26 protein-coding genes are annotated in these 20,471 nt (G+C 33.7%); 3 read left to right on the forward strand and 23 right to left on the reverse strand.

Annotated elements, in window-relative coordinates:
* Positions 1-117: 117 nt before the first annotated feature.
* Positions 118-966 (reverse strand): hypothetical protein, encoded by an 849-nt coding sequence (locus BK137_RS00535; RefSeq protein ID WP_038190051.1) that lies wholly within the window; start codon positions 964-966, stop codon positions 118-120.
* A 111-nt stretch (positions 967-1,077) separates the two neighbouring features.
* A complete protein-coding gene (locus tag BK137_RS00540) occupies positions 1,078-1,518 on the reverse strand; it encodes a hypothetical protein (RefSeq protein WP_143690968.1) in 441 nt (146 codons plus the stop codon).
* Positions 1,519-1,683: 165 nt separating this feature from the next.
* Here BK137_RS00540 and BK137_RS00545 point away from each other — a divergent pair, with 165 nt between their 5' ends.
* Positions 1,684-1,917 carry a helix-turn-helix domain-containing protein gene (locus BK137_RS00545; protein ID WP_412104700.1) on the forward strand — a complete coding sequence of 78 codons (234 nt, stop codon included), beginning with the start codon at positions 1,684-1,686 and terminating at the stop codon, positions 1,915-1,917.
* A 265-nt stretch (positions 1,918-2,182) separates the two neighbouring features.
* Entirely contained in the window at positions 2,183-2,353 is a 171-nt protein-coding gene (locus BK137_RS22770; RefSeq protein ID WP_412104701.1) for an AAA family ATPase, read from the forward strand.
* Positions 2,354-2,390: 37 nt separating this feature from the next.
* On the opposite strand, the gene BK137_RS00550 is transcribed toward BK137_RS22770, so the two are convergent.
* The 17 genes from BK137_RS00550 to BK137_RS00635 form a co-directional block, all read right to left on the reverse strand.
* Complete coding sequence (locus BK137_RS00550; RefSeq protein ID WP_076065123.1) at positions 2,391-2,846, reverse strand: hypothetical protein; 456 nt, start codon at positions 2,844-2,846, stop codon at positions 2,391-2,393.
* Between the two features lie 186 nt (positions 2,847-3,032).
* Positions 3,033-3,509 carry a GNAT family N-acetyltransferase gene (locus BK137_RS00555; RefSeq protein ID WP_038190061.1) on the reverse strand — a complete coding sequence of 159 codons (477 nt, stop codon included), beginning with the start codon at positions 3,507-3,509 and terminating at the stop codon, positions 3,033-3,035.
* A 155-nt stretch (positions 3,510-3,664) separates the two neighbouring features.
* The gene (locus BK137_RS00560) at positions 3,665-4,108 is read right to left on the reverse strand and encodes a hypothetical protein (RefSeq protein WP_038191098.1); all 444 of its coding nucleotides are present in this window, start codon (positions 4,106-4,108) and stop codon (positions 3,665-3,667) included.
* A gap of 29 nt (positions 4,109-4,137) precedes the next feature.
* Positions 4,138-4,947, reverse strand: coding sequence for a DUF3100 domain-containing protein (locus tag BK137_RS00565; protein WP_038190064.1), 810 nt, complete (start codon positions 4,945-4,947; stop codon positions 4,138-4,140).
* Between the two features lie 478 nt (positions 4,948-5,425).
* On the reverse strand, positions 5,426-5,689 hold the full coding sequence (locus BK137_RS00570; RefSeq protein WP_081730147.1) for an NAD(P)-binding domain-containing protein: 264 nt from the start codon (positions 5,687-5,689) through the stop codon (positions 5,426-5,428).
* A 381-nt stretch (positions 5,690-6,070) separates the two neighbouring features.
* Entirely contained in the window at positions 6,071-7,222 is a 1,152-nt protein-coding gene (locus tag BK137_RS00575; RefSeq protein WP_038190083.1) for an MFS transporter, read from the reverse strand.
* Positions 7,223-7,404: 182 nt separating this feature from the next.
* Complete coding sequence (locus BK137_RS00580) at positions 7,405-7,956, reverse strand: GNAT family N-acetyltransferase (protein WP_051448837.1); 552 nt, start codon at positions 7,954-7,956, stop codon at positions 7,405-7,407.
* 50 nt (positions 7,957-8,006) lie between these two features.
* Complete coding sequence (locus BK137_RS00585; protein ID WP_038190088.1) at positions 8,007-8,696, reverse strand: aspartate/glutamate racemase family protein; 690 nt, start codon at positions 8,694-8,696, stop codon at positions 8,007-8,009.
* 76 nt (positions 8,697-8,772) lie between these two features.
* Positions 8,773-9,669, reverse strand: a complete 897-nt coding sequence (locus tag BK137_RS00590) for a hypothetical protein (protein ID WP_038190092.1) — start codon at positions 9,667-9,669, stop codon at positions 8,773-8,775.
* 410 nt (positions 9,670-10,079) lie between these two features.
* Entirely contained in the window at positions 10,080-11,618 is a 1,539-nt protein-coding gene (locus BK137_RS00595; protein ID WP_038190104.1) for a thiol-activated cytolysin family protein, read from the reverse strand.
* A 440-nt stretch (positions 11,619-12,058) separates the two neighbouring features.
* Complete coding sequence (locus BK137_RS00600) at positions 12,059-12,466, reverse strand: NUDIX hydrolase (protein ID WP_038190108.1); 408 nt, start codon at positions 12,464-12,466, stop codon at positions 12,059-12,061.
* Between the two features lie 379 nt (positions 12,467-12,845).
* Positions 12,846-13,406: a DUF1697 domain-containing protein gene (locus tag BK137_RS00610; protein ID WP_038190114.1), complete on the reverse strand. Its 561-nt coding sequence runs from the start codon at positions 13,404-13,406 to the stop codon at positions 12,846-12,848.
* Between the two features lie 65 nt (positions 13,407-13,471).
* A complete protein-coding gene (locus BK137_RS00615) occupies positions 13,472-13,891 on the reverse strand; it encodes a GNAT family N-acetyltransferase (protein ID WP_038190117.1) in 420 nt (139 codons plus the stop codon).
* Complete coding sequence (locus tag BK137_RS00620) at positions 13,888-14,418, reverse strand: DinB family protein (RefSeq protein WP_143691491.1); 531 nt, start codon at positions 14,416-14,418, stop codon at positions 13,888-13,890. The genes BK137_RS00615 and BK137_RS00620 overlap by 4 nt, the downstream gene beginning before the upstream one ends.
* A 15-nt stretch (positions 14,419-14,433) precedes the next feature.
* A complete protein-coding gene (locus BK137_RS00625) occupies positions 14,434-14,937 on the reverse strand; it encodes an NUDIX domain-containing protein (RefSeq protein ID WP_038190120.1) in 504 nt (167 codons plus the stop codon).
* 35 nt (positions 14,938-14,972) lie between these two features.
* Positions 14,973-15,671, reverse strand: coding sequence for a Type 1 glutamine amidotransferase-like domain-containing protein (locus BK137_RS00630; protein WP_038190123.1), 699 nt, complete (start codon positions 15,669-15,671; stop codon positions 14,973-14,975).
* Between the two features lie 26 nt (positions 15,672-15,697).
* Complete coding sequence (locus tag BK137_RS00635) at positions 15,698-16,222, reverse strand: DUF6886 family protein (protein ID WP_038190126.1); 525 nt, start codon at positions 16,220-16,222, stop codon at positions 15,698-15,700.
* Positions 16,223-16,300: 78 nt separating this feature from the next.
* On the opposite strand from BK137_RS00635, the gene BK137_RS00640 reads away from it, so the two are divergent.
* Positions 16,301-16,618, forward strand: coding sequence for a hypothetical protein (locus BK137_RS00640; RefSeq protein WP_038190129.1), 318 nt, complete (start codon positions 16,301-16,303; stop codon positions 16,616-16,618).
* A 273-nt stretch (positions 16,619-16,891) separates the two neighbouring features.
* Here the strand turns inward: BK137_RS00640 and BK137_RS00645 are convergent, their stop codons facing one another.
* From BK137_RS00645 to nikB, 4 genes are read right to left on the reverse strand one after another with little or no spacing between them, the layout of a single operon-like run.
* Positions 16,892-17,701 carry an ABC transporter ATP-binding protein gene (locus tag BK137_RS00645; RefSeq protein WP_038190133.1) on the reverse strand — a complete coding sequence of 270 codons (810 nt, stop codon included), beginning with the start codon at positions 17,699-17,701 and terminating at the stop codon, positions 16,892-16,894.
* Between the two features lie 3 nt (positions 17,702-17,704).
* Positions 17,705-18,682, reverse strand: a complete 978-nt coding sequence (locus tag BK137_RS00650; RefSeq protein WP_038190136.1) for an ABC transporter ATP-binding protein — start codon at positions 18,680-18,682, stop codon at positions 17,705-17,707.
* On the reverse strand, positions 18,679-19,530 hold the full coding sequence (nikC, locus tag BK137_RS00655; RefSeq protein WP_038190151.1) for a nickel transporter permease: 852 nt from the start codon (positions 19,528-19,530) through the stop codon (positions 18,679-18,681). Before nikC ends, BK137_RS00650 begins: the two co-directional genes overlap by 4 nt.
* A complete protein-coding gene (nikB, locus tag BK137_RS00660) occupies positions 19,527-20,465 on the reverse strand; it encodes a nickel ABC transporter permease (protein ID WP_038190153.1) in 939 nt (312 codons plus the stop codon). The genes nikC and nikB overlap by 4 nt, the downstream gene beginning before the upstream one ends.
* Between the last annotated feature and the right edge of the window lie 6 nt (positions 20,466-20,471).

The following is a 20,471-nucleotide window of genomic DNA, read 5'->3' on the forward strand; positions in this document are numbered from 1 at the left end:
TAAAGCCACTTTAGAGTAACGCAATTCTTTATCGTTTCCTCGAATTTCAACAGTGTAAGCAACAAAATCAAAACTTACTTTTGGTGTATTAGCATCGCCGGCAATTTGTGGTTCATATTAATTTCCACCAAAACTCAATAATCTATAACTATCTTTACTACTATTATGCATAAGAGCATATTTGCCTTTAGGATTTCTTTGAGTTACTTTTTTAGAAGGAAGAACTTTTTTCCCTTTAGAATTGCCACCTTTTGTGACCGTTAATTTATAATTCTTGGAACTTTTTTTCAGCTTTTTTACTTTTGAATGAAAAGCTTTCGCTTTATTTAAATAATCTTCAATGTTTACTGCTTGTACATACTTATCTTTACCATGTTTTTTATAATGAAACTCGATAGAAGCTGGTGTAGAAACGAATGTTCCTTTATTCCAGTTAGAATATTTATTTTTTTTAACATGATAATACCCTGTTGAACTACCTTTGTTTAAATCACCCTTTTTAGTTCTTGCTGTAATTTCAAATTTATATTTTGTATTTAAAGATCGTACAGGTAAATCAACAAAGGCAATTTGTTTATTTGTCCAAGGTTGAACATTATAAAATGTTTTCACTTTCTTCGTTATCCCTTGATATGAAACTTTCCCGGTTTTTGAATCAATACTTCCGTTAGTTCCATAAGCGGTAATTTTTACAGTCACTTGTTGCATAGCGGAACCTTTTGTTGAAACTCCTATTGAAATCCCTCCAGCCAAGGGATAACTATCTACTGTCAATAAATATGCTTTTGAAGACGAAGTCTTCAATAATTTTGCTTCATCACCATTATGTACTTTTATGTTTATATCCTTTTCTTCTACTAATTCTTTTGCAGATACACCTAAATTATTCGGAATAAGATAAAATAATAAGAACATAGTGAATACAACAAAAAACTTACAAAAAGTATTAATTTTACTTTTATTCAATAATTCCACCTCCAAAGCTTTATATTACTATTTATATAATAAAAAAGCGTTAAAAATAGTGAAATTAGAACATTTTACATAATCCACACACTTATCAGTAAATTCTTATACCTATAAACCTATGAAAAATAAAAGGTATTTACCTGTTTTTAGTTTTTCAATACACTCTAATCCTTTTTGTAAATTAAACAAAATCTCTTGTTTATCATTTATTTCTCCCCATTTATCAAAACGAATGGGTTCCTCTTCCTTTTCAATTGATTGTCGCCATTTTTCCAATGTATCATTTAACAAAGGCACAGACTCTTTCACAAAAATATTAACACCAGCACAAAAATAATGTGTATCCGCCTCTAAAGTATCACTAGGATAACTCGCTGCTGGTACCCTAGCTAATAAATGTTCACCATAATAATCAACTAGTTCATCTGCAATTTTAAAATAATTCATCGAGCCCTCTAAAACCCCACTATGTAAAACTTCTAATGTTTCATTTAATACTTCTTCAGGGTCTTTTTCTATTGGAAAAAGAACAAAATCATAATAATCCATAATCATAATTCCTCTCTTCTATCTTTTCGTTGTAAATCATTTGTTATTGGATATTACAATTTTACTTCAATAATTGTTTTCCCACAAAGTAAATATACAATGATTATATAACCTCTCTTTTATCACTTTAGCTGTATTCTGTTTATGAGGTTGTAAGGAAAGATAATGGATATTAACAATTATATGACTCCAACTGAAGCTGCTTATCGTTGGGGCATATCTTATAACACCTTACAAGAACGATTTAAAGATAGTAGACGAAATGAAGAAGAAATACAGGCATTTATTAATGAAGGTCTATTAAAGTATTTCGTTAAACCTGAAGGAAAACGTGGCGAATGGATAATTTCAACCACAGCTATGGAGAAGTGGTATGGTGAGGAACTCTTTTTAGGATAATTAATTTAAGGCTTTACGAGTCTGTGCAATTTCGAACTGTTTACTATGCAATTCTAAAGAGTTTAGGGATTAATTCGTTCTTGAACTTATGAAGATATTATGTTGTACATGATTTAATTTTGGCTGAAAGCTATCTTATCAACATATTGTTATAGATGGTTCATGATATAACACAAAAAAGGACAAACCTCAATTTGGTTTGTCTTTTTCTCTAAAAATTTTGTGACCCCATCGAACGACTTGTTAAGCCTGTCGGAATTTGATTGTGTTTGATAGCCTTGATATCAAAGGCATTCGCCAAAACAGCATTGCATTAATTGGTCAACCCGGTGTTGGTAAAACGCATTTGTTGATGGCAGTGGCTAACAACTCGATGAAAGCGTCTATGGTATCAATAGTTACCCAAACTTTTTTTAACTCTTATTTTTTCTATTAGCGAATAAGAAAGCATATCCCTCGATTTGTAATGGTTCTTATTTAGATAGTAACGGATAAAATTGTTCGAAAAATGTATTATCTACCGTTCGAATATACGCCGTACTTCCGATGACGCCCATTTGATTCCGCATTTCTGCATATTTATTATCATATAAAATAAACGTCATGATTTCATCGTTTTCATCACTTCTGAAGACAAGTTTGTAATGTTTTTCCGTTTCCTTTATGTCTAGCACAGCAGCTCTAACTTCCATTTGTAATAATTGTTCTAAAAATTGCTGTACTTGCTGTTTATCCCTTGTTTCAAATAAATCCAATGTTGGATACTCCACTAGTAACATGTAATCTAGCGATTGTTCGTCTATAATTCCAGTGTTGAATGTTGAATCTGTGACTTCATACAATGACTTGGTTAGGAATGTGGCATATAATTCACGACTAATATACGCTATGAGCAATACTAAACCAAGACCAACGATTATTTTTTTCACACGAATTCCTCTTTCTGCTTTTTTCTTAACTAAGAGCAAGCGGTTCTTCTTTTATCACAGAAAATTATTAAACAAACTCTATCAATAGTATTTTTGGTTATAGATAGTCAAATATCAACAATGTCATTAAATGGAGCCAATAAAAAAAGAAGAAATGTAATTGAAATAAGACAACAATCTTTGAAGTTATATTACTCTATTACTCATAATGATTAACTCACCATGGCTTCCCATGATTCTATCCCCTTCATCAACAAATCCACATTTTAGATATAAGCTTTGAGCGGCAATATTCTTTACATTTACAGCCAAAACAACCTCTGTTATTTCCGGAAAATTCATTTTCACAAACCTTGGTAGTTCTAATAATGACTGTTTCGCATAGCCTCTTCCTTGGTAGCGATAATCTGTAGAAAATGTTCTAAGTAATATAGCTTTTTGATTATTAGAATAAGGAGTGACCCCTTCATTCATATGTAGAACAAAGTACGACACTATTTCTTCATCATCTAAAACTAAAATCGGATAACGATCCTCATCACTTTTTGCTACGAAGATAGATTCTACTGGTGATCCTGTAAATTGTAATTGTTCATCAGTTAATTGATAACACTCAATTTGTGACATATATCTATCGCTATATCTTTCTAAATAAACGCTCATCTCTACCCCTCCCAATCAAATAGTAACAATAATTGGTATATATTTCTATAAACAAAATCTCTATCTTTGTATGACTATTTTCTTTTTTACTAGTTCATAACAAAAAAAGACCTTTCATATTATCGATTAATCGATAATTGAAAGGTCTTTTTCTACTAATGAAACTTCCCTGTAACTCTAAAGCCGATTTCAGCAACTAAAGTAGCTAATAAGAATGTTCCAGTATAAACAACTAAAGAAATAACAACGATTCTCCAACCAAGCTGTTTAAACTCTTTCAAGTCTTTACCGAAAGACAAACCAGCATAAGCTAGGATTGGTGTTGCTAATGCCATGAAATTAATTTGACTTGTTGCTTTTACAATTGTTTCATTTCCCGGAAAAATTGGTGAAGTCACTAACAAGGCAAGAAATGAAACCCAAATAACTACTGGCAATTTAATTGGTAATATTTTTTCAATTGCAAAACCACAAACCGTAATTGCAACAATAATAAGCATACCAGGTAAGGCATCAATAGGTGATACATCATAGCCTACCCAGTTTCCTATAATTGCAATTGCACCGATGATTATAAATGTATATATTTTATCTAACATGAACATCCGTTCCCCCACTTCTAAAGAACTTAAGCTTTGTTTTCAGCTTTTCTAGATCTTCTACCCAAAATTGGTTCCAATTTTCTGTATAGGTAATTGGTAACTGGTAGTGAAAAGAAGATACATACATAAGTTCCAACAATTGTTGTAATTAAGTTTGCAGCACCAGCAAATAGCGCAATATCATTAGCGGATTCTGGGAAAATAATAGCAAGCGCACCAGTCATTGCAGCCATCATACTTCCTGAACCTACACCGGCACCCATTGCTAGTGAAATTGGATGGAACCAGCCAGAATTAGCTAGAACACTAGCTAAAATAGTTAAATAAATGGCACCAAATAATGTACCACACACATAAACACCTAATGCTCCACGACCTTCAGGAGAATCAGCACCATATTTTTCAGCAATAATTGCAAGGTTTGGTTCACGGTCAATTGAGAAGGTAGCACCTACCGCTTCACGTTTCATCCCCATTAACAATGCAATTGGTAAACCAAACACGATTGTCCCAAAGAAATGCCCTACTTCTTGTAGAGTTAAAGACAATCCAGCATCCATTAGTTGTGGCAATGAAGGTCCCATCAAAGTTCCAAGTTTAGCCACGAATAACATAAATGAAATACCTAAAATGTTAGCTGCGATATTCATATCTTTTTCGCTTAACAACTTCAATTTAGGTAAACTAATAACTGCACCGATTATTAATGCATAAAGCATAGGGAAAAGTGCAACTACTCCAATACCAATGTCAAAGTTCTTAATCCCAATAAATTCAGCTACAACTACAAGTGCTAATACGATTAACTGTATTTTCCAACTTAATAATTTTTTCAAGTTATCCACCTCTATTTCTCTTTTATCACCTTTGAATCTCCACTACTGATAGCCACCGATGCTAATTCTTTCAATGTTTGACAAGCAGCTGTTGCATCTAGATTTCTTTTTACTGTTGTTTTAGCAGATTCATATATTTGAAAGCCGATAGATCCAATAAACGATAGTACTCCTAAAATAGTGTTTTTCTTGTAGTTAACCAGTTATACTTGTGTATTGGTCAAAAACAAATAAAACATTATAATATTTGTTGTTCAAATATCTCCCTGGAATATTTAATACACGGTTAGCTGTGCCTATTATTAACACTTTCGCTACTTTTCCTTGTTCGACTCAAACTGTTTAGTAATAATCTAAGCTTCTACTAAACTATCTTCCTCCGAAGGATTCTCCATATTAAGACAAATTTCGCAATTTACCCATAACTGTTTTCACCTATGTAAAAATTTCTTCACCTAACATAATAGTAAGTGTACCGTTATCTGCACCAGCAGTTTCGCCAATAGTCTGACAATAATAAACCTAATTCATCAGCTGGTATTGCCAAATCGATTGCAGTTTCTGCATCTGTTGTACTCATATCAATAATAATGGAACCTTTTTTCCAAATTTTAAAAACTCCATTTTCCCCTATGTATGATTGACGTACAATATCAGTCGTAGATACTGAAGATACCACAATATTCACTATTTCGGCAATGCTTTTTAAAGTTTCAGAGAGAAAAAAACCTATTTTATGTATTAAAAGAACACTTGATTGTTCGGTTAGTAGACCAAATCACTTTAGCCTACTTTTACAACTTTTTTTGGATACTCCCTTTCTCGTTGTGCTTCAGCGAGAAGTGTAGCTACTTCGTTTTTCAAATCAATAATATTCCTCAATTTTATTTTATCGGTATATAGTTATAGCAGTACCTCTCTGAATACTCTCATTCATTTGAACATATATTTAAATTCGGTTCTTAATTACTTCATGAATGATAGAACTAGTACCTGCCAAAAATAAGTAACATTGGCTTATAAAGATTGTAAATAATGTGTTTTCTACTACCACATCAATTATATTAATTTCCTCAACAATATACCTCCCTTCATCAAAAGATAAAAGGAGGTTTTCACTTCACTAATCAACCGTTATCTTTTTACGATTAACAAATAACGACACTAACCCATATATTGTACCTATCAGAGAAATCCCTGAGATCACTAGATAGTAATGTTGACCTGTTAGAGAGTTATATAGGAAGCCACCTGCATATGATGAGACGATACTTGATATTCCGAAGAATAATAGTGCCAAAACCGTTTGCCCTGTCGCTCTCCACTCTACCGGTACAATACGATATAAATACTGAATCGCTGCTGTATAAAAAATTGGGAAAGTAAGCATTTGTAGTAATTGTACAAGTGCTAACATTTGTGGGTCTGTAATCCACGCTGATACAAAGAATCGTACAAAAAAGAAAAATGCTGCTATCGTTATTATTAGTAGTTCTTTTCCACTACGAAGCCACCAAAAGCTAAGAGCAAAGATGATAATTTCACTTGCCGCAGAGATGAAAAATGCTTGTCCAACTAGTTTTGTACTTCCACCTAATGACAGAATATGTACGCCTAAAAACGTTTCATTCATACGAGCAGGTACCGAACAGATAAATACTAATAATAAAAACGATAATGTTTGTTTATTACTTAAAAAACTCTTCAAACCTGCAATGGTAACTGGTTTAGAAGAAGTTGGAGCATCGGGCATTTTCCATATAATAAGGAATCCAATAATCCCTAATATAACAAAAAGGATACCGACACTGTTATTGCCAAAGTAAGACATAATATATCCGGTAACAAGTGCTAATACCGCATAACCTAATGCTCCATATGTACGAATTGAACCGTAACTAATTTTTGCTGCTTCTGCTACTGTAAAATTCAAACTTTCCATTAACGGGTCGATCGGCATTAAGAAGAAGTAGACGAACATCGCAAATACGACTAATAGCAAGAATCCATCAACGCTAAACAAGAAATAGCCAAATAAACTAGCTAAAAATAATAACAATAATAATATTTTTCTAATCGTCTTCGTCTTATCACTGATGAATCCCCATAATGGCTGCGTAAATATTGTTACAAATCCACCCGTACCTACCACAAGCCCTATCTCACTTGGCGATAAACCTCTCTCACCTAGATAAACTGGTAAAAACGGAACAAATAGCGCAAGCATTCCAAAGAACAAAAAGTTAAATACTTTTAGTCTATGATGTAATTGCATATTTAACATCCTTTCAAATTAAATCTTTGTTTTACTAGGTATTTGAGGCTTATCACTATCGTTCAAAAGATAGGTTCCTTTTACCGAGAAAAGCTATCATATCATATTTATAGTCACGAAGTTATACCTTTTTAAACATTTTTATACAAAAATAGAAAAACTCCTAATCTACAAATTAGGAGTCACAACTTATTTTCAACTTTATAAAGATAATGCACCATATCGCCATTGTAATATTGCTTAATAAACTCTTCTTCAATGTGCATGCCAATTCTCATAGCTACTTTTTGAGAAGCAATATTATCATCTTTTATTATTGAATATACTTCTGGAGCTTTTAAAATATTAAAAGCATATTTTCTACAAGCATCTGCCATTTCAGTTGCATACCCTTTATTCCAAAAATCATGTTTAAATAAATAACCAATTTCTAACACTTCTCTATTTCCAACTTGTTGCATAGTTAATCCAGCTTGTCCAATCACTGTATCTGTTCCTTTTAATAAAATCGCCCATAATCCAAATCCATTTTCTTGATATCTTGATTGCTGTCTAACCAGCCAATTTTGAGTATCTTGATCATTAAATGTATGTTCATATGCATACATGACTCTCTCATCTTGTAAAATATCCGCTAAATCTTGAAAATCATTTTGTACTAGTTCCCTCGCATATAATCTTTCGGTTTCAAGAATAAAAGCTTTATTTTCCAGTCGATTTCTCCTTAATTTCATTCATGTGCTAAGCGTTTTTTTATTACAGTATAGTCTCAAATTGCATACTCTTATTGCAATGCCCGTTTGACTGACTCAATTGCATGAATATTAGTAGTATCAAACAAAGGTATCTTAGTATCCTGTTGTTTTATGAGTAGACCTACTTCTGTACAGCCCAAAATAATGCCTTTTGCTCCTTCTTGGACAAGTCGATCGATGATATCTAAATACTTTTTCTTTGAGGATTCTTTTAAAATCCCTAAACATAATTCATCATATATAATTTGATGGACAATAGCCCGTTCTTCTTCTTCTGGTACAATGACCTGAATATTATATGTCTCCACACGTGACTTATAAAAATCCTGTTCCATCGTAAATTTGGTACCAAGTAGACCAACTTTTTGAATACTATTTGCTTTAATCTGAATTGCAGTTGTATCTGCAATATGTAAAATTGGTATTTGAATCTTTTCTTCTATCAAATCAATGACTTTATGCATTGTATTCGTACATATAACAATAAAGTCAGCTCCTACCTTCTCTAAAGAGATTGCTGCATTTGCTAAAACAAGCCCCGCACTTTTCCAATCCCCTATTGATTGATACCTCTCTATTTCCTCAAAATCAACACTAAATAATATACATTTCGCTGAATGTAAACCACCTAATTGATTCTTTACTTCTTCATTAATGAGCCTATAATATTCTGCTGACGATTCCCAACTCATGCCGCCTATTAATCCAATGATTTTCATATATTACCTCTCCCTCTTTAAGCTATTATTAATCAAGAAATAAAATAAAAGAAGATTGCTCTGCTAAGCATCTACTTTAAATTTTATTACTTTTTTTATCAAAATTACGATAGATCTTCATTTGCATACTTGACCAGTCTTTCATTAAATCTGCTTCCTTCTTGATTTTCCAAGCATTGAAAATGGTTTGTCCTTGTTTATTGAAAAATAGGTTATTGCCAACATAGTACGATGCATGTTGGATTACTTCATCTATATCGACCCATGCGACTACATCACCCGCAATTAGCGTTTCATCCTGTTCATACACCGTATAGCCAAGCTGCTCCAATCCATTTAAAAAGGCTTGCTGGTGGACCCATTCTTGCAATAACCATTCACTTTCTTTATCACATACTGCATATAATGCAGCCGCTAAACAATTGGCACCTGCAGTTGTCGCATATGTATTAGCATAAGGCATTAAATGCGGCGGTAGATCTTCTGGCACTTCTTCGCAAGCACCATCCTCCCACCACTCAGCAACTTTTTTAATTATCATTTTCTTATTGCTTTGAGACATGCCTTCCCACATACTACGTTGTAAAACAACTAAGTCATCTATTATGTAAGCTTCAGGCACTACCGTTAAATCTGCAATAAAGGTTTTTGGCAGCACCATACCTCGTTCTATTTTAACTTGACACTGTAACAAGAACGTCCTAATTTCTTCAGCCACCCCAACAATCCAGTCTGGTTGTGCCACAATCACGTGTGATGCATTTTTTATGTTCCAATATTCATAGCTATTCATTAATTCAATTTGTGTATATGACGTATGATTGAAAAATTCTGTTGATGGCATAATAAGTACATTTCGCAAATGTCCTAGGTGTTTCTCAGTATCACCTTCTGCTATAAAGAATAAGTCTTTTTTAGGTACATAATCTTCAACCCACTGCTGTAAAATTTCATTTGAAGGTACAATAATCAATTTTTTCTCTCCTTTTTTGACCTTTTAATTAAGAGCTGCAATTTAATACATTTACAAGTATCTGTTCTTCAAAGTTGCTTTTTAAAGTTAGTATCAATGATAAACGTTCATATACCTTTATTTCTCCAATTTTAGAGAATTTTTTTTTCATAGAAATTTACGGTTGGGAAATTTTTAGAACCCGTTTGTCACGATTATTGTTTTGATACCTTCTATATTGCATTCAATGAAATCCAATAACATCTTGACAATGCCTTTTCTAAAATATTTAGGGTGTACTATTAATCGATGAATATCCATTTAAGTCATCTATTATGCATGTATTAGGTACTACCGTTAAATCTGCAATAAAGATTTTTGGCAACACCATACGAGAAAAGCGCCCTTTAAACAGGGCGCTTCATTTTTATCTAATGACTAATATTAGCAGTTGGGTATAACGTTGTTCCTCCAATTGAAACCTTTATTTCATTTGTTAATGGAACGTTTTGTTCATTAATAATTGTTCTCCACCATTCCCATGCAAGACCAGTACATTCTCTCGCTACGACTTTTACATTTTTTGAATTCGGTGGAAGCGGTATAACGGTAGAGTAATGAGCCGTTTTGTCTTTGCCGCTTCCATCCCATGTTTTATGTGTTAGTACTTCTTTCCCGTTTTCATCATATGAGAATTCATCCCAAGATACATCAAATTGAGCAACATATGCACCGTAATGATCAAGCGTCATTTTAGCACTTGAATATTCTGTAGTTGTAGTCTCAATATAATCTGTATTGTTATGAACGGCAGCCGTTGCATTATCTTTTAAGAAAGTGCTTGTATATGAAATTGGGTATGCTGGATTTTTAAGACTTAATTCCGCATTATCTTTAATAATATTTCGGATTTCATCAAAATCTTTTGTAACAACCTTGTTATGCTCTTTCGCATCTCCGCCTAATACTACAGCAGTAAAGGTACTTTCTTCAAAAATATCTTTATACTGTCCACTCGTTTCGACGCTATTATTCTTAAGTAAAGCTTTAAAGGCAGCTTGTACATCTTTGCTCTTAGACGTTGTTTCTAATTTCACATAAATTGTTCTACCATACGCTACATTTGACACCATAACAGGCGGGGCCACATTACTTACCCCTTTACGAGTTAACTCATCAAAAGTAACACTATTATCAAAAAGATCGGATGGATTGTTAGGTAGTTCAGCACTTACGGTATAAAATATTTGCTTATATGCCGCAACCATCACTTTTTTCTCTCCATTTGCAACCGCATTAAAATCAATGTTCAGCCCATTATCAAGATATTTAGCGTTAACATTAAGAGCACTTGCGATTTGTGATTTACTATACACCATAGATTCTGTATACTGCATTCTTGCAGGTAACGAATGTGTTGATGCATACTTTTCATTCCAAGTAGATACTAAATCATCTACTGCTCCAGCCACATTGCCGTATGTCGGATTTTGGACAGTTACTGTATTTTCTTTTCTCATGCCAGGTAAGTCTATACTAATAATCAAAGGTTTTCTCTTAGCCACTAATAAACTAGGCTGATTATCTGCAAAAGCTTTATTTGCAAGTTGTACGGCTCCTGGATAAGTGCGATTAGCCACAGAATCAATAATCGAAATATCGACTGGTGAAGTTGTAAGTGATTTTTTCTCACGTTCAACAACTACAAATTTACCATTTGAATTGATACTTTCTTTCGGAACAAAACTCTCTACTTTATCACCATTTACTGCTAAAACCTCTTGATTATTGTACTTTAGATTCGCTATTCCAGTATCAATACCACTAGGATTTTTTGTTGCATCAGCTGAATTATCTGTTAGTGTTTCCGCGGAGGAAATAAATGAATAATTAATAGTGCATAAACTAACTAATAAACATGCTAGTAATTTTATTCCTTTAGCATTTTTTATTATTCCCAAAAAAACCAACTCCTTCCTTAAAAATTATATCATCATATTTAGATTTTTGTATATTGATGAATTTTTTTCACGTACTCAAATTAGATAGTTTTTAAGCTACTTTCATGCACCCGGTCTTTTTTACTTCTTAACATTTTATGCCTATATCATCATTTTGGGGGCTTCATCCCCCCTGGTCTATCATAGTAGTCAATAATTTCAGCCTCTACCTTGTACGAAGAGATTTGAATGTTCACGCAATTTTCAGATTAGTAATATCAATCTTTTTTATCATTACATTACCTCGTTTTATTATTTCTCTAATTCATACTTTTCTCACAATCGTCTCGCATTTTATCCATATAATCTAAATTACATGGATACAATTATAAGTCCTACCATTAAAACACCAATTCGATATAACATATAATACCATTTGTGCAAATTTCAATAAAAATGACTTACTATTCTCATTGAGAAATATATAGCCCATCAAAATCTAAAGTAGATGCTATGCCGTTTAGATAATAAGTCATATGTTGATCTGCTTCTTCAAAAGACATCCATTTAATTTGTTGTATCTCATCTGGAAAATTCACCACTATCTCCCCGCTATATGCTTTTACTTTAAACGTAAATAACAATGCATGATGATTCCGATCTTCAAAAAACTTTTCTCTTACATCGATGAGTGTACCCATTTCAACCTGTAGATTCGTTTCTTCATATACTTCACGAATTAGTGCCTGCTCAAGTGTTTCGTTTTGTTCAACTGCACCACCTGGTAATGTCCATATCATATTTTCATTTTGTACCATTAATATTTCATCGGTTTCCTCTTTACAGATTGCGGCATATACAACATCTACTCTTTTCATTGATATTCCCCCTTATTCATCCTCAATTACTGTATTCACTTCAGTTTTCTTATAAATACGTCGATAATCTAATAATCTAGCTTCCCTTGAGCATCCATATGGATATTTGTAAATGGACTATCATCAGAAACGTACAGCCAATGCTTTCGATGAGTCAAAAACTTCAATACATTTTCCCTTTTTAATATCGCTTCTATTTGGAAATATAAATTTAGTTGAGATTCTTCATTTGACTGTACCTTAATATCATTCATTATTCTTGAGTCAAAATCGGATTTATTAGACAGCCCCTTTATTTTTTGGTTGTTTTACAAGTGAATAATTTATAATTTATTTCGCCGTTATCTATCAATCATTCTTATACAACTCATATCAAAAATTATGCCTCAATTTCTTTCGCTAAAGCCGTCAACTTGTTCATCGTTTTCCAATTACGTATTGTTACTGGAACACCAAGCTTTTGCACATTGATCGCCAGCTTGGAATTACGAATGCTTTTTCTTAATAAGAGATACACTTCACGGCCTTCAACTTGAAAGTCTTCATATTCGGTTCTAAAGGCACTCAGCCTTTCAATTTTTTCCTGTGAAGGAACTTCGAGTAGTAAAGCAACATAAAGACTCTCCCCTTCTGACGATGCTTCCGCAGCCATAATCGCTTCTTTCGAAAAAGGACATTCCTCAGTAATCCGTTCCAACTCGCTGAAAGTCCTTAAAACAACACTAATTGCAAACCCAAAAACCGCCTTAATTTCATGCTCAATGTGCTCGTGTATAAATTGTTCTTTCTCATCCGATTCGAAAAGGACATTGCCACTTTGTATATACGTTTTTACTCGTTTGAATCCCATTTTCTCAAACATTTGCTTTAGTTCCGCCATTTTAATCTTATTGTGGCCACCTACATTAATACCTCTTAAAAAAGCAATATAAATTGTCATCCCTATCCCCTTCTATCTTGCTTCAAAGTATAATTTGAACCATTCATTACTAATTAGTATATTCGCTAAATTAACTTGAAATAAATAATCTCAGGATCCCCATCATCTAAATTTTCAACGTAGCCACTACGTACAAATCCATTAAATTCAAACACCTTTTGCATATTGGTATTTGATTGGTTTGTTGAGGAAAATATTTTTTGAGTTGGTGCAATGTTTTCAAAAGAGCTGATTAAAGCTGTTGCATATCCCTTTCTTCTTGCCGACTTAGAAACAATGATTAACGATATAAAACTACATTCAAAAAAATTTGTATCAAATAGTAAAAACGCTTGAACTTCGTCTTCCTCTTTAATAATTAAGCAACGGCCTTCTCCTACGATTTTTTCGATATGTTTCCTTCTACTCATATTGCCTATGATTTCGCAATCGAGCTTTACTATTCCCTCTATATTTTCTAAATTTGCTGTGGTAACAGAGTTCAAGTAATCACTCCTTTTTGACAAGGTACATGACTGCAATGTTGCTTCTTATCACATTTATTTAAAAACTCATCAATTTGTTGAAAGTGATGTAAATCATGTACTATCAGACCTTTAAAATATGCAGTAACAGTTAATATACTTGTGCCTATATTCAATTCTTTATTAATTTCACTTGCAGGAATCTTTATTATCTCATTTACTAATTTTAATCTTGTCAGTATACATTTTTTAATACCTTCATCTTTAGATATATTCAGACTCTCTAACGCTGCAATTTGATTCATCTCTAGAACATTTGGGCTTTCTAATTCTTGTTTTAGATTTAGCAAGTAAGGTAATCTTTTTTCCATTACGAACTTGTCCCATGGCACTAAATGCCCTACAATTTCACAAACTGACCATTTACTTTCTGCAATAGGTGTAAGCCAACAATCATCAGTTAACCTTGTTAATTTCGCAATATACTGGATTGAATTTTCATAGTGGTTCAAAATCAATTTTTTTGATTCTATTGCACTCATCTCCATAAAAAATATTTCCATCTAAGTATTGCTGGAGCTCACAAAATGAATTGCCTCACCCAATATCATCGTAGCCAATTCATGATCATCAATGATATAAGGAATTTCAGATGGCTCTACCCATATACGTGCAATACCTTCATTTTCACGTAAAAATGGATAGCATTCTTTAACATTCATTCTGTAAAAAGATTGATAGCCTATCATTGGGTATTTACCACCCGGGACAAATGATTGGTTCTCGTCATGATTGACTTCAATTGCACCTAGGTATGTAATATCACCTTTAACATAAGCTTCTTCATACACTTCACGATGTATCGCTTCTTCAGTAGATTCGCCACTTTCAATATGACCACCTGGATAGCTAAATCCTCTGTCTTTAATTTTAGAAAGTAGCACTTTGTTATCTTGGAAACAGATTGCATGGACACTAGTTACGATGCACAACTCATCTAGTTGAAAATTTGGTTTCCATGTGAGTTTCACTCTATGACCGTTCCAATAAACTATAACTGTCTTCATAGGAGCCTCCTATATTATTGAGATACTATAACTCTTTAAAGTTTACCTAGGAATTCGGTTGGCAATTGTTTCTCTACAACTTTATTTTCAAGTATGACTTGATACGCTTTTGCTTTAGGTCTTGAGCTAACAATTTTAGCTATTTCGTCATCAATGTAATGTATCGCCACACCGTCATCAGCTGCTATGCCTGCTTTGATGAGTTGTGATTTAATTAAATGATGGTAAGATGGTCTTCTATCTTTTTCTCCATCATAATGTGGGCAATGACTTCCATTTAAAAATCCTAAACATTGAATTGGTTCAAGGCCATCTCCATACGAATCTGTAATGCTTTCTTCAAACCAGCAAATAGCTCCTGCACTAATACCAGCAAGAACAATACCCTTTTCCCATGCTTTTTTTAAGATTTTATCTAGACCCCATTCTCTCCATAGAACCAATAGGTTTTTTGTATTTCCTCCACCTACGTAAATAATATCTTGCTTTAATATGAAGTCTTCTAAATCTCTAGTTGGTGGATTAAACAAAGATAAATGAGTTGGTTTGCAATTTTGAGTTTTAAAAAAATCATAAAACCTTGCTATGTAATTGTCAGCATCACCACTTGCTGTAGGTATAAAGCAAATTTTCGGATTATCCTCTTTCGACTGACTAAGAATATAAGAATCTAATAATGGGTTTTCAGGCTCCATTGAAAATCCGCCGCCCCCAAGTGCAATTATCTGTTTCATAGTTTTCATCCTCCATTCAACTATTGTTAGTAACCTCTAGGGGTAGCAAATTTCATCCTGCACATTGAGAAACTTAATGTCGAATGTAGAATTTCATCATGAAGTTCCCACAGACTTTCTGCCGTTTTTAGTTCTACATTTCGTTTAGAAAGCGCTTCAATCAAATCGGTTATTTCCATACAGTTAATCGGAACTTGTTTCTTTTCGCTAACATAATATCCTGCATTTTCATCAAGTAAGTTAAATTCCATTGAATCAAATTCATATAAATATAGCTTTGTATCTCTCATTTTTTGTAGCCATTTGTTTTCAACAACTACTACATGATTGCTGGAGCTAGATGAAAGATATCGAGTTTTATCTTCTTTTGTTGTTTCTGCATTAATATGAAAACAAACACGGGGGCAATTCCTTGGCGTCAAGAAATTTGGTAGACATTTTTCATTAATTGCCCAAACGAGCCCTTTTGTCTGATCTAAATCCTGACGGGAAGGTATTCTAGGCTCAAAAACTCCGATACTTCTTTCTTCACTTACATGAAAAAGTCTCATATTAACCTCCATTAAATTTTAGTAAAAATATTCTATTTAGCCCTATTATTAGAATATCATAATATGGGGGTGAATGAGTTGGGATATGATGCCCAGTCGAAAAAAGTAAAAATTTCTACAGATCGCGAGATTAGAATTCCTGAAGAGTTTTATGAAGAATTTTCATTAATTGATGAGGTTCAAATTTCTAAGGTGAATGGTGCACTAATAATTACGCCCATTATTGATCCTGTTTTCGAGAAATATAAAACGCTCATTATGGAGCAACTGACAAAAGCAGGTTATACCGGTCAAGAGTTAACGGATAAGTTCAACGAGTTACGAAAGCAAGTACAAGTGAATGATGGATTTACTCTTTTTATGAACGTTAAGCCAGACTTTAAAAAGCAAGAATAAGTAAAATCAGGTAGCTTTATTCATACAAGTTCCATTTTATCGCTTATTTCATCAAAAAAACGTAGCAAGATAGGTATGTTTTCTATCCTATCTTGCTACGTTTTTACTTGGTTTTGTTAGTACCTACCCTCGACTTCATACGACTAAAGTATTACAAACAGGTTGCTACTAATTAAAAAAATATCAACTGAATGCAAATAGTAAAGACTAAACCATTTTGGCTTAGTCTTTTTCATTATCTACTATTAACTTTTTAGTTAAATGTATTAATAATTATATTTCCTCACATTTCATATACCCAGGAAACGGAGGTAGAACAGAGGATAACAACTTTTTAGAAACAGGATTTGCTAATTGTTCAAGCTGCTCCATATCATCTAGCCTTTCAACAATCTCGCCTTGATGCATCACAACTAAACAGTCAGCTATGTAATTGACCGCCTGTAAATCATGAGAAATAAAAAGATATGAAAGTTGAAATTCTTCCTTTAATTGTGCCAAAAGATTTAATATCTGTATTTGAACGAGGGCATCTAATGCACTTACAGCCTCATCAAGTATGATTAACTTTGGTTTAAGGGCAATTGCTCTAGCAATATTGATTCTTTGTAGCTGCCCTCCGCTGAACTGAGAAGGGTATTTATGTATGTCTTCCCGCCTTAACCCGACCTTCTTCAAAAGCTCCAGCACTTGCTTTTCCTCTTCTGCCGACGAGAGCCTTTTGTAATTTCTTAATGGCTCAGCAATACTTTCACCTATAGTAAGTCTTGGATTAACCGCACTATAACAATCCTGAAAGACCACTTGGAGATTTTGGCGTAACTCTTTTAATTCTTTTGAGTTCAAATTATGTAGATTCTTCCCTAAAAAACAGACTTCTCCCTGATCCGGCTTTTCAAGTCCTAAAATAATCTTTCCTAATGTACTTTTGCCTGACCCGCTTTCTCCGACAATTCCTAAGCAAACTCCCTGTTCCAAAGTAAGTGAGATATCCTTAACCGCTTCTATCGATCTACGTTTCTCAAAAACCGAGTTCTTGAGAAAGAATGATTTTTTTATATTTTTCAATACTAGTAAACTCATTCTTCAATTACCTACACTTTCATGTATCTTTACACAGCGTACAAAATGATCTTTTTCATACTCTCTATACTCAAGATTGTAACTTGTACACGAATGATTTGCTTCTTCACACCTATCTAGAAATGGACATTTTTTATCGTTATTTTTTGAATATGTACTTAAAGGGCTAACACTTTGTATCTTTTTTCGTGTTAATCCAAGCCTTGACTCTAACAAGACTCGAGTATATGGGTGCATTGGTTGATTGAATAACTTCAACACTGGTGCCTTCTCAACGATATAGCCACCATACATCACAGCTACTTCATCGGCCAATTGAGCAATCACCCCTAAATCGTGGGTTACTAATAAAATACCTGTATTATATTCTTTCTTTAACTTATCCAATTGTTTCAAAACTTGAAGTTGATTTGTCGCATCTAAGGCAGTAGTCGGTTCATCTGCAATGAGGATAGATGGTTTTAAAGACATGGTAATCGCAATCATTACTCGTTGCAGCATTCCACCACTTAACTGAAATGGATATTGCTTTAATACTGCCTTTGGATTAGGAAGGTCCGTTTTTTCAAGATATTCTACAGCTACTTTTCTCGCTAGTCGCTTTGTAATAGGTAAATGCGTTCTAATTGTTTCAATAAAATGACTTTCAATTGTTCTTACAGGATTAAAGGCGATCATAGGATTTTGCATGATCATAGCAATATCATTTCCCCGTACTTTCCTAATGTCTTCTGCTGAACATTCTAAAAGGTTTTGATTTCTATAATTAATACTTCCAAACTCAACTTTTACATTTTCAGGTAAAAGTCTTAATAAAGACATACACGTTAACGTTTTCCCTGATCCACTTTCTCCAACAATACCTAACACTTTCCCGGACTGGAGCGCAAAATTAACATCACGTACCGGATGAACCACTTCAAGAGGTGTTGAAACAGATATATTCAAATTATTTACAGTCAAAATCGGTTGATGCCTCATTCTACGCCCCCTCCAGCCCTTTTCATGTCTAAAGCATCTTTCAAAGCTTCACCAAACAAATTAAAGGCAATAACTACAATGAAGATCATTATCCCAGGGTACAACATCAAGGAAGGATAATTTCTAAAAAATGACTTACTATCATTAATCATCATGCCCCACTCTGCCTCTGGTGGTTGAATTCCAAGACCTAAAAATGAAAGACTAGAAATAGCTAAAATAACTCCTCCAATGTCCATAAAAACTAAAACAACAACTTGAGAAATGATAGCGGGTAAAATATGTTTCATTATAATAACAAACTTTGGTGTACCGCATATTTTGGCTGCTACTATATAGTTTTGTTCCCTAACACTGAGTACCATTCCTCGAATGACACGAGCATAAAAAACCCATTGAACAAGAACCATTGCTAAGATCAAATTAAAAAGACCTGGTCCCAAAATCCCTACTAATGCCAATGAAAGCAGAAAACTTGGGAATGCCATTAGAATGTCACAGATTCTCATAAATAGATAATCTACCTTACCACCTATAAAGCCCGCAATTATGCCAAGTGGAACACTAATAATCATCATGAATCCCATAACAAGGATAGCTGTACCCAGAGAGGTCTGAGTTCCAAAGATTAATCGCGATAATATACATCTCCCTAGATGATCCGTTCCTAAGGGAAACTGAGATGAAGGACCATGTAGTTTTTGAGCGATATCAACAAGGTTTGGGTCATTAGGAGCCAAAAAAGAAGCAAAGAGTGCAACCCCAATCATACCTAAAATAATGATACTACTAATTATCATGAGCTTATGATTTAGTAGCGTTCGTTGCATCTTTATATTTAATTTCATTTCCCTTCCTCCAATCGTATACGTGGATCCAGGAAGGAATAAGTAACATCCACAAGGAGATTACAGAACACGAAAATTACACTCATAAACAATACACAGCCCTGAATCATAGGATAATCCTGATTTAAAATAGAGGAGACGAACAATTGTCCCATGCCTGGCCAAGCGAAAATCGTTTCAACAATTACTGCTCCGCCTAACATATTCCCAAAACTCATACCAAGTGCGGTTACTACAGGTAGGATGGATTTTTTTAAAACATGCCTACTAATAATTTGCCTTTGCCGCAAACCTCTCGCTCTAGCATATACAACAAACGGCTCATTCAAATTTTCTAGCATACTAGCTCGAAGTAATCGTATATACGTGCCGATATAGCCAAAAGCGAGTGTTAAGGAAGGAAGGACTAAATGCGCTAGTGTCCCCCTACCCAAAACAGGGAAAAAGTCTAACTTTACGGATAAAAAATAAATCAAGAGAAAACCAAACCAAAATGTAGGCATTGAAACACTAACAAAAGCTATTATTCTACTAAATTGATCTATCCATTTTCCTTTGTAGATAGCCGAAAGCACTCCAATTGGTAAGCTAATAACTACAATAAAGAAAAGCGCAGTAACTGTTAGCTGAATTGTAGGTACTAGATGCAACAAAATTTCGTCCGAGACTGCATTTTTGGACAGATAAGAGATCCCCAAATCCAGTTGAATCACCTTTACCAACCAATCAAAATACTGAATATATAAAGGGTTATCTAATCCGAGTTCGAGTCGCAAGTCAGTCACAGCCACGTCGGTTGGGGGAATATTCGACAATCTTAAATAAGCTACTGCTGGGTCTCCAGGAATTAAGTGCAATAAAATAAAAGTAATAATGGAGATTCCTAATAATATTGGAATTAGACTTGAGAGACGTTTAACTATAAACCAACTCATGTAGCA

The sequence above is a fragment of the Viridibacillus arenosi genome, assembly GCF_001955655.1.
Classification (GTDB): Bacteria; Bacillota; Bacilli; order Bacillales_A; family Planococcaceae; genus Viridibacillus; species Viridibacillus arenosi.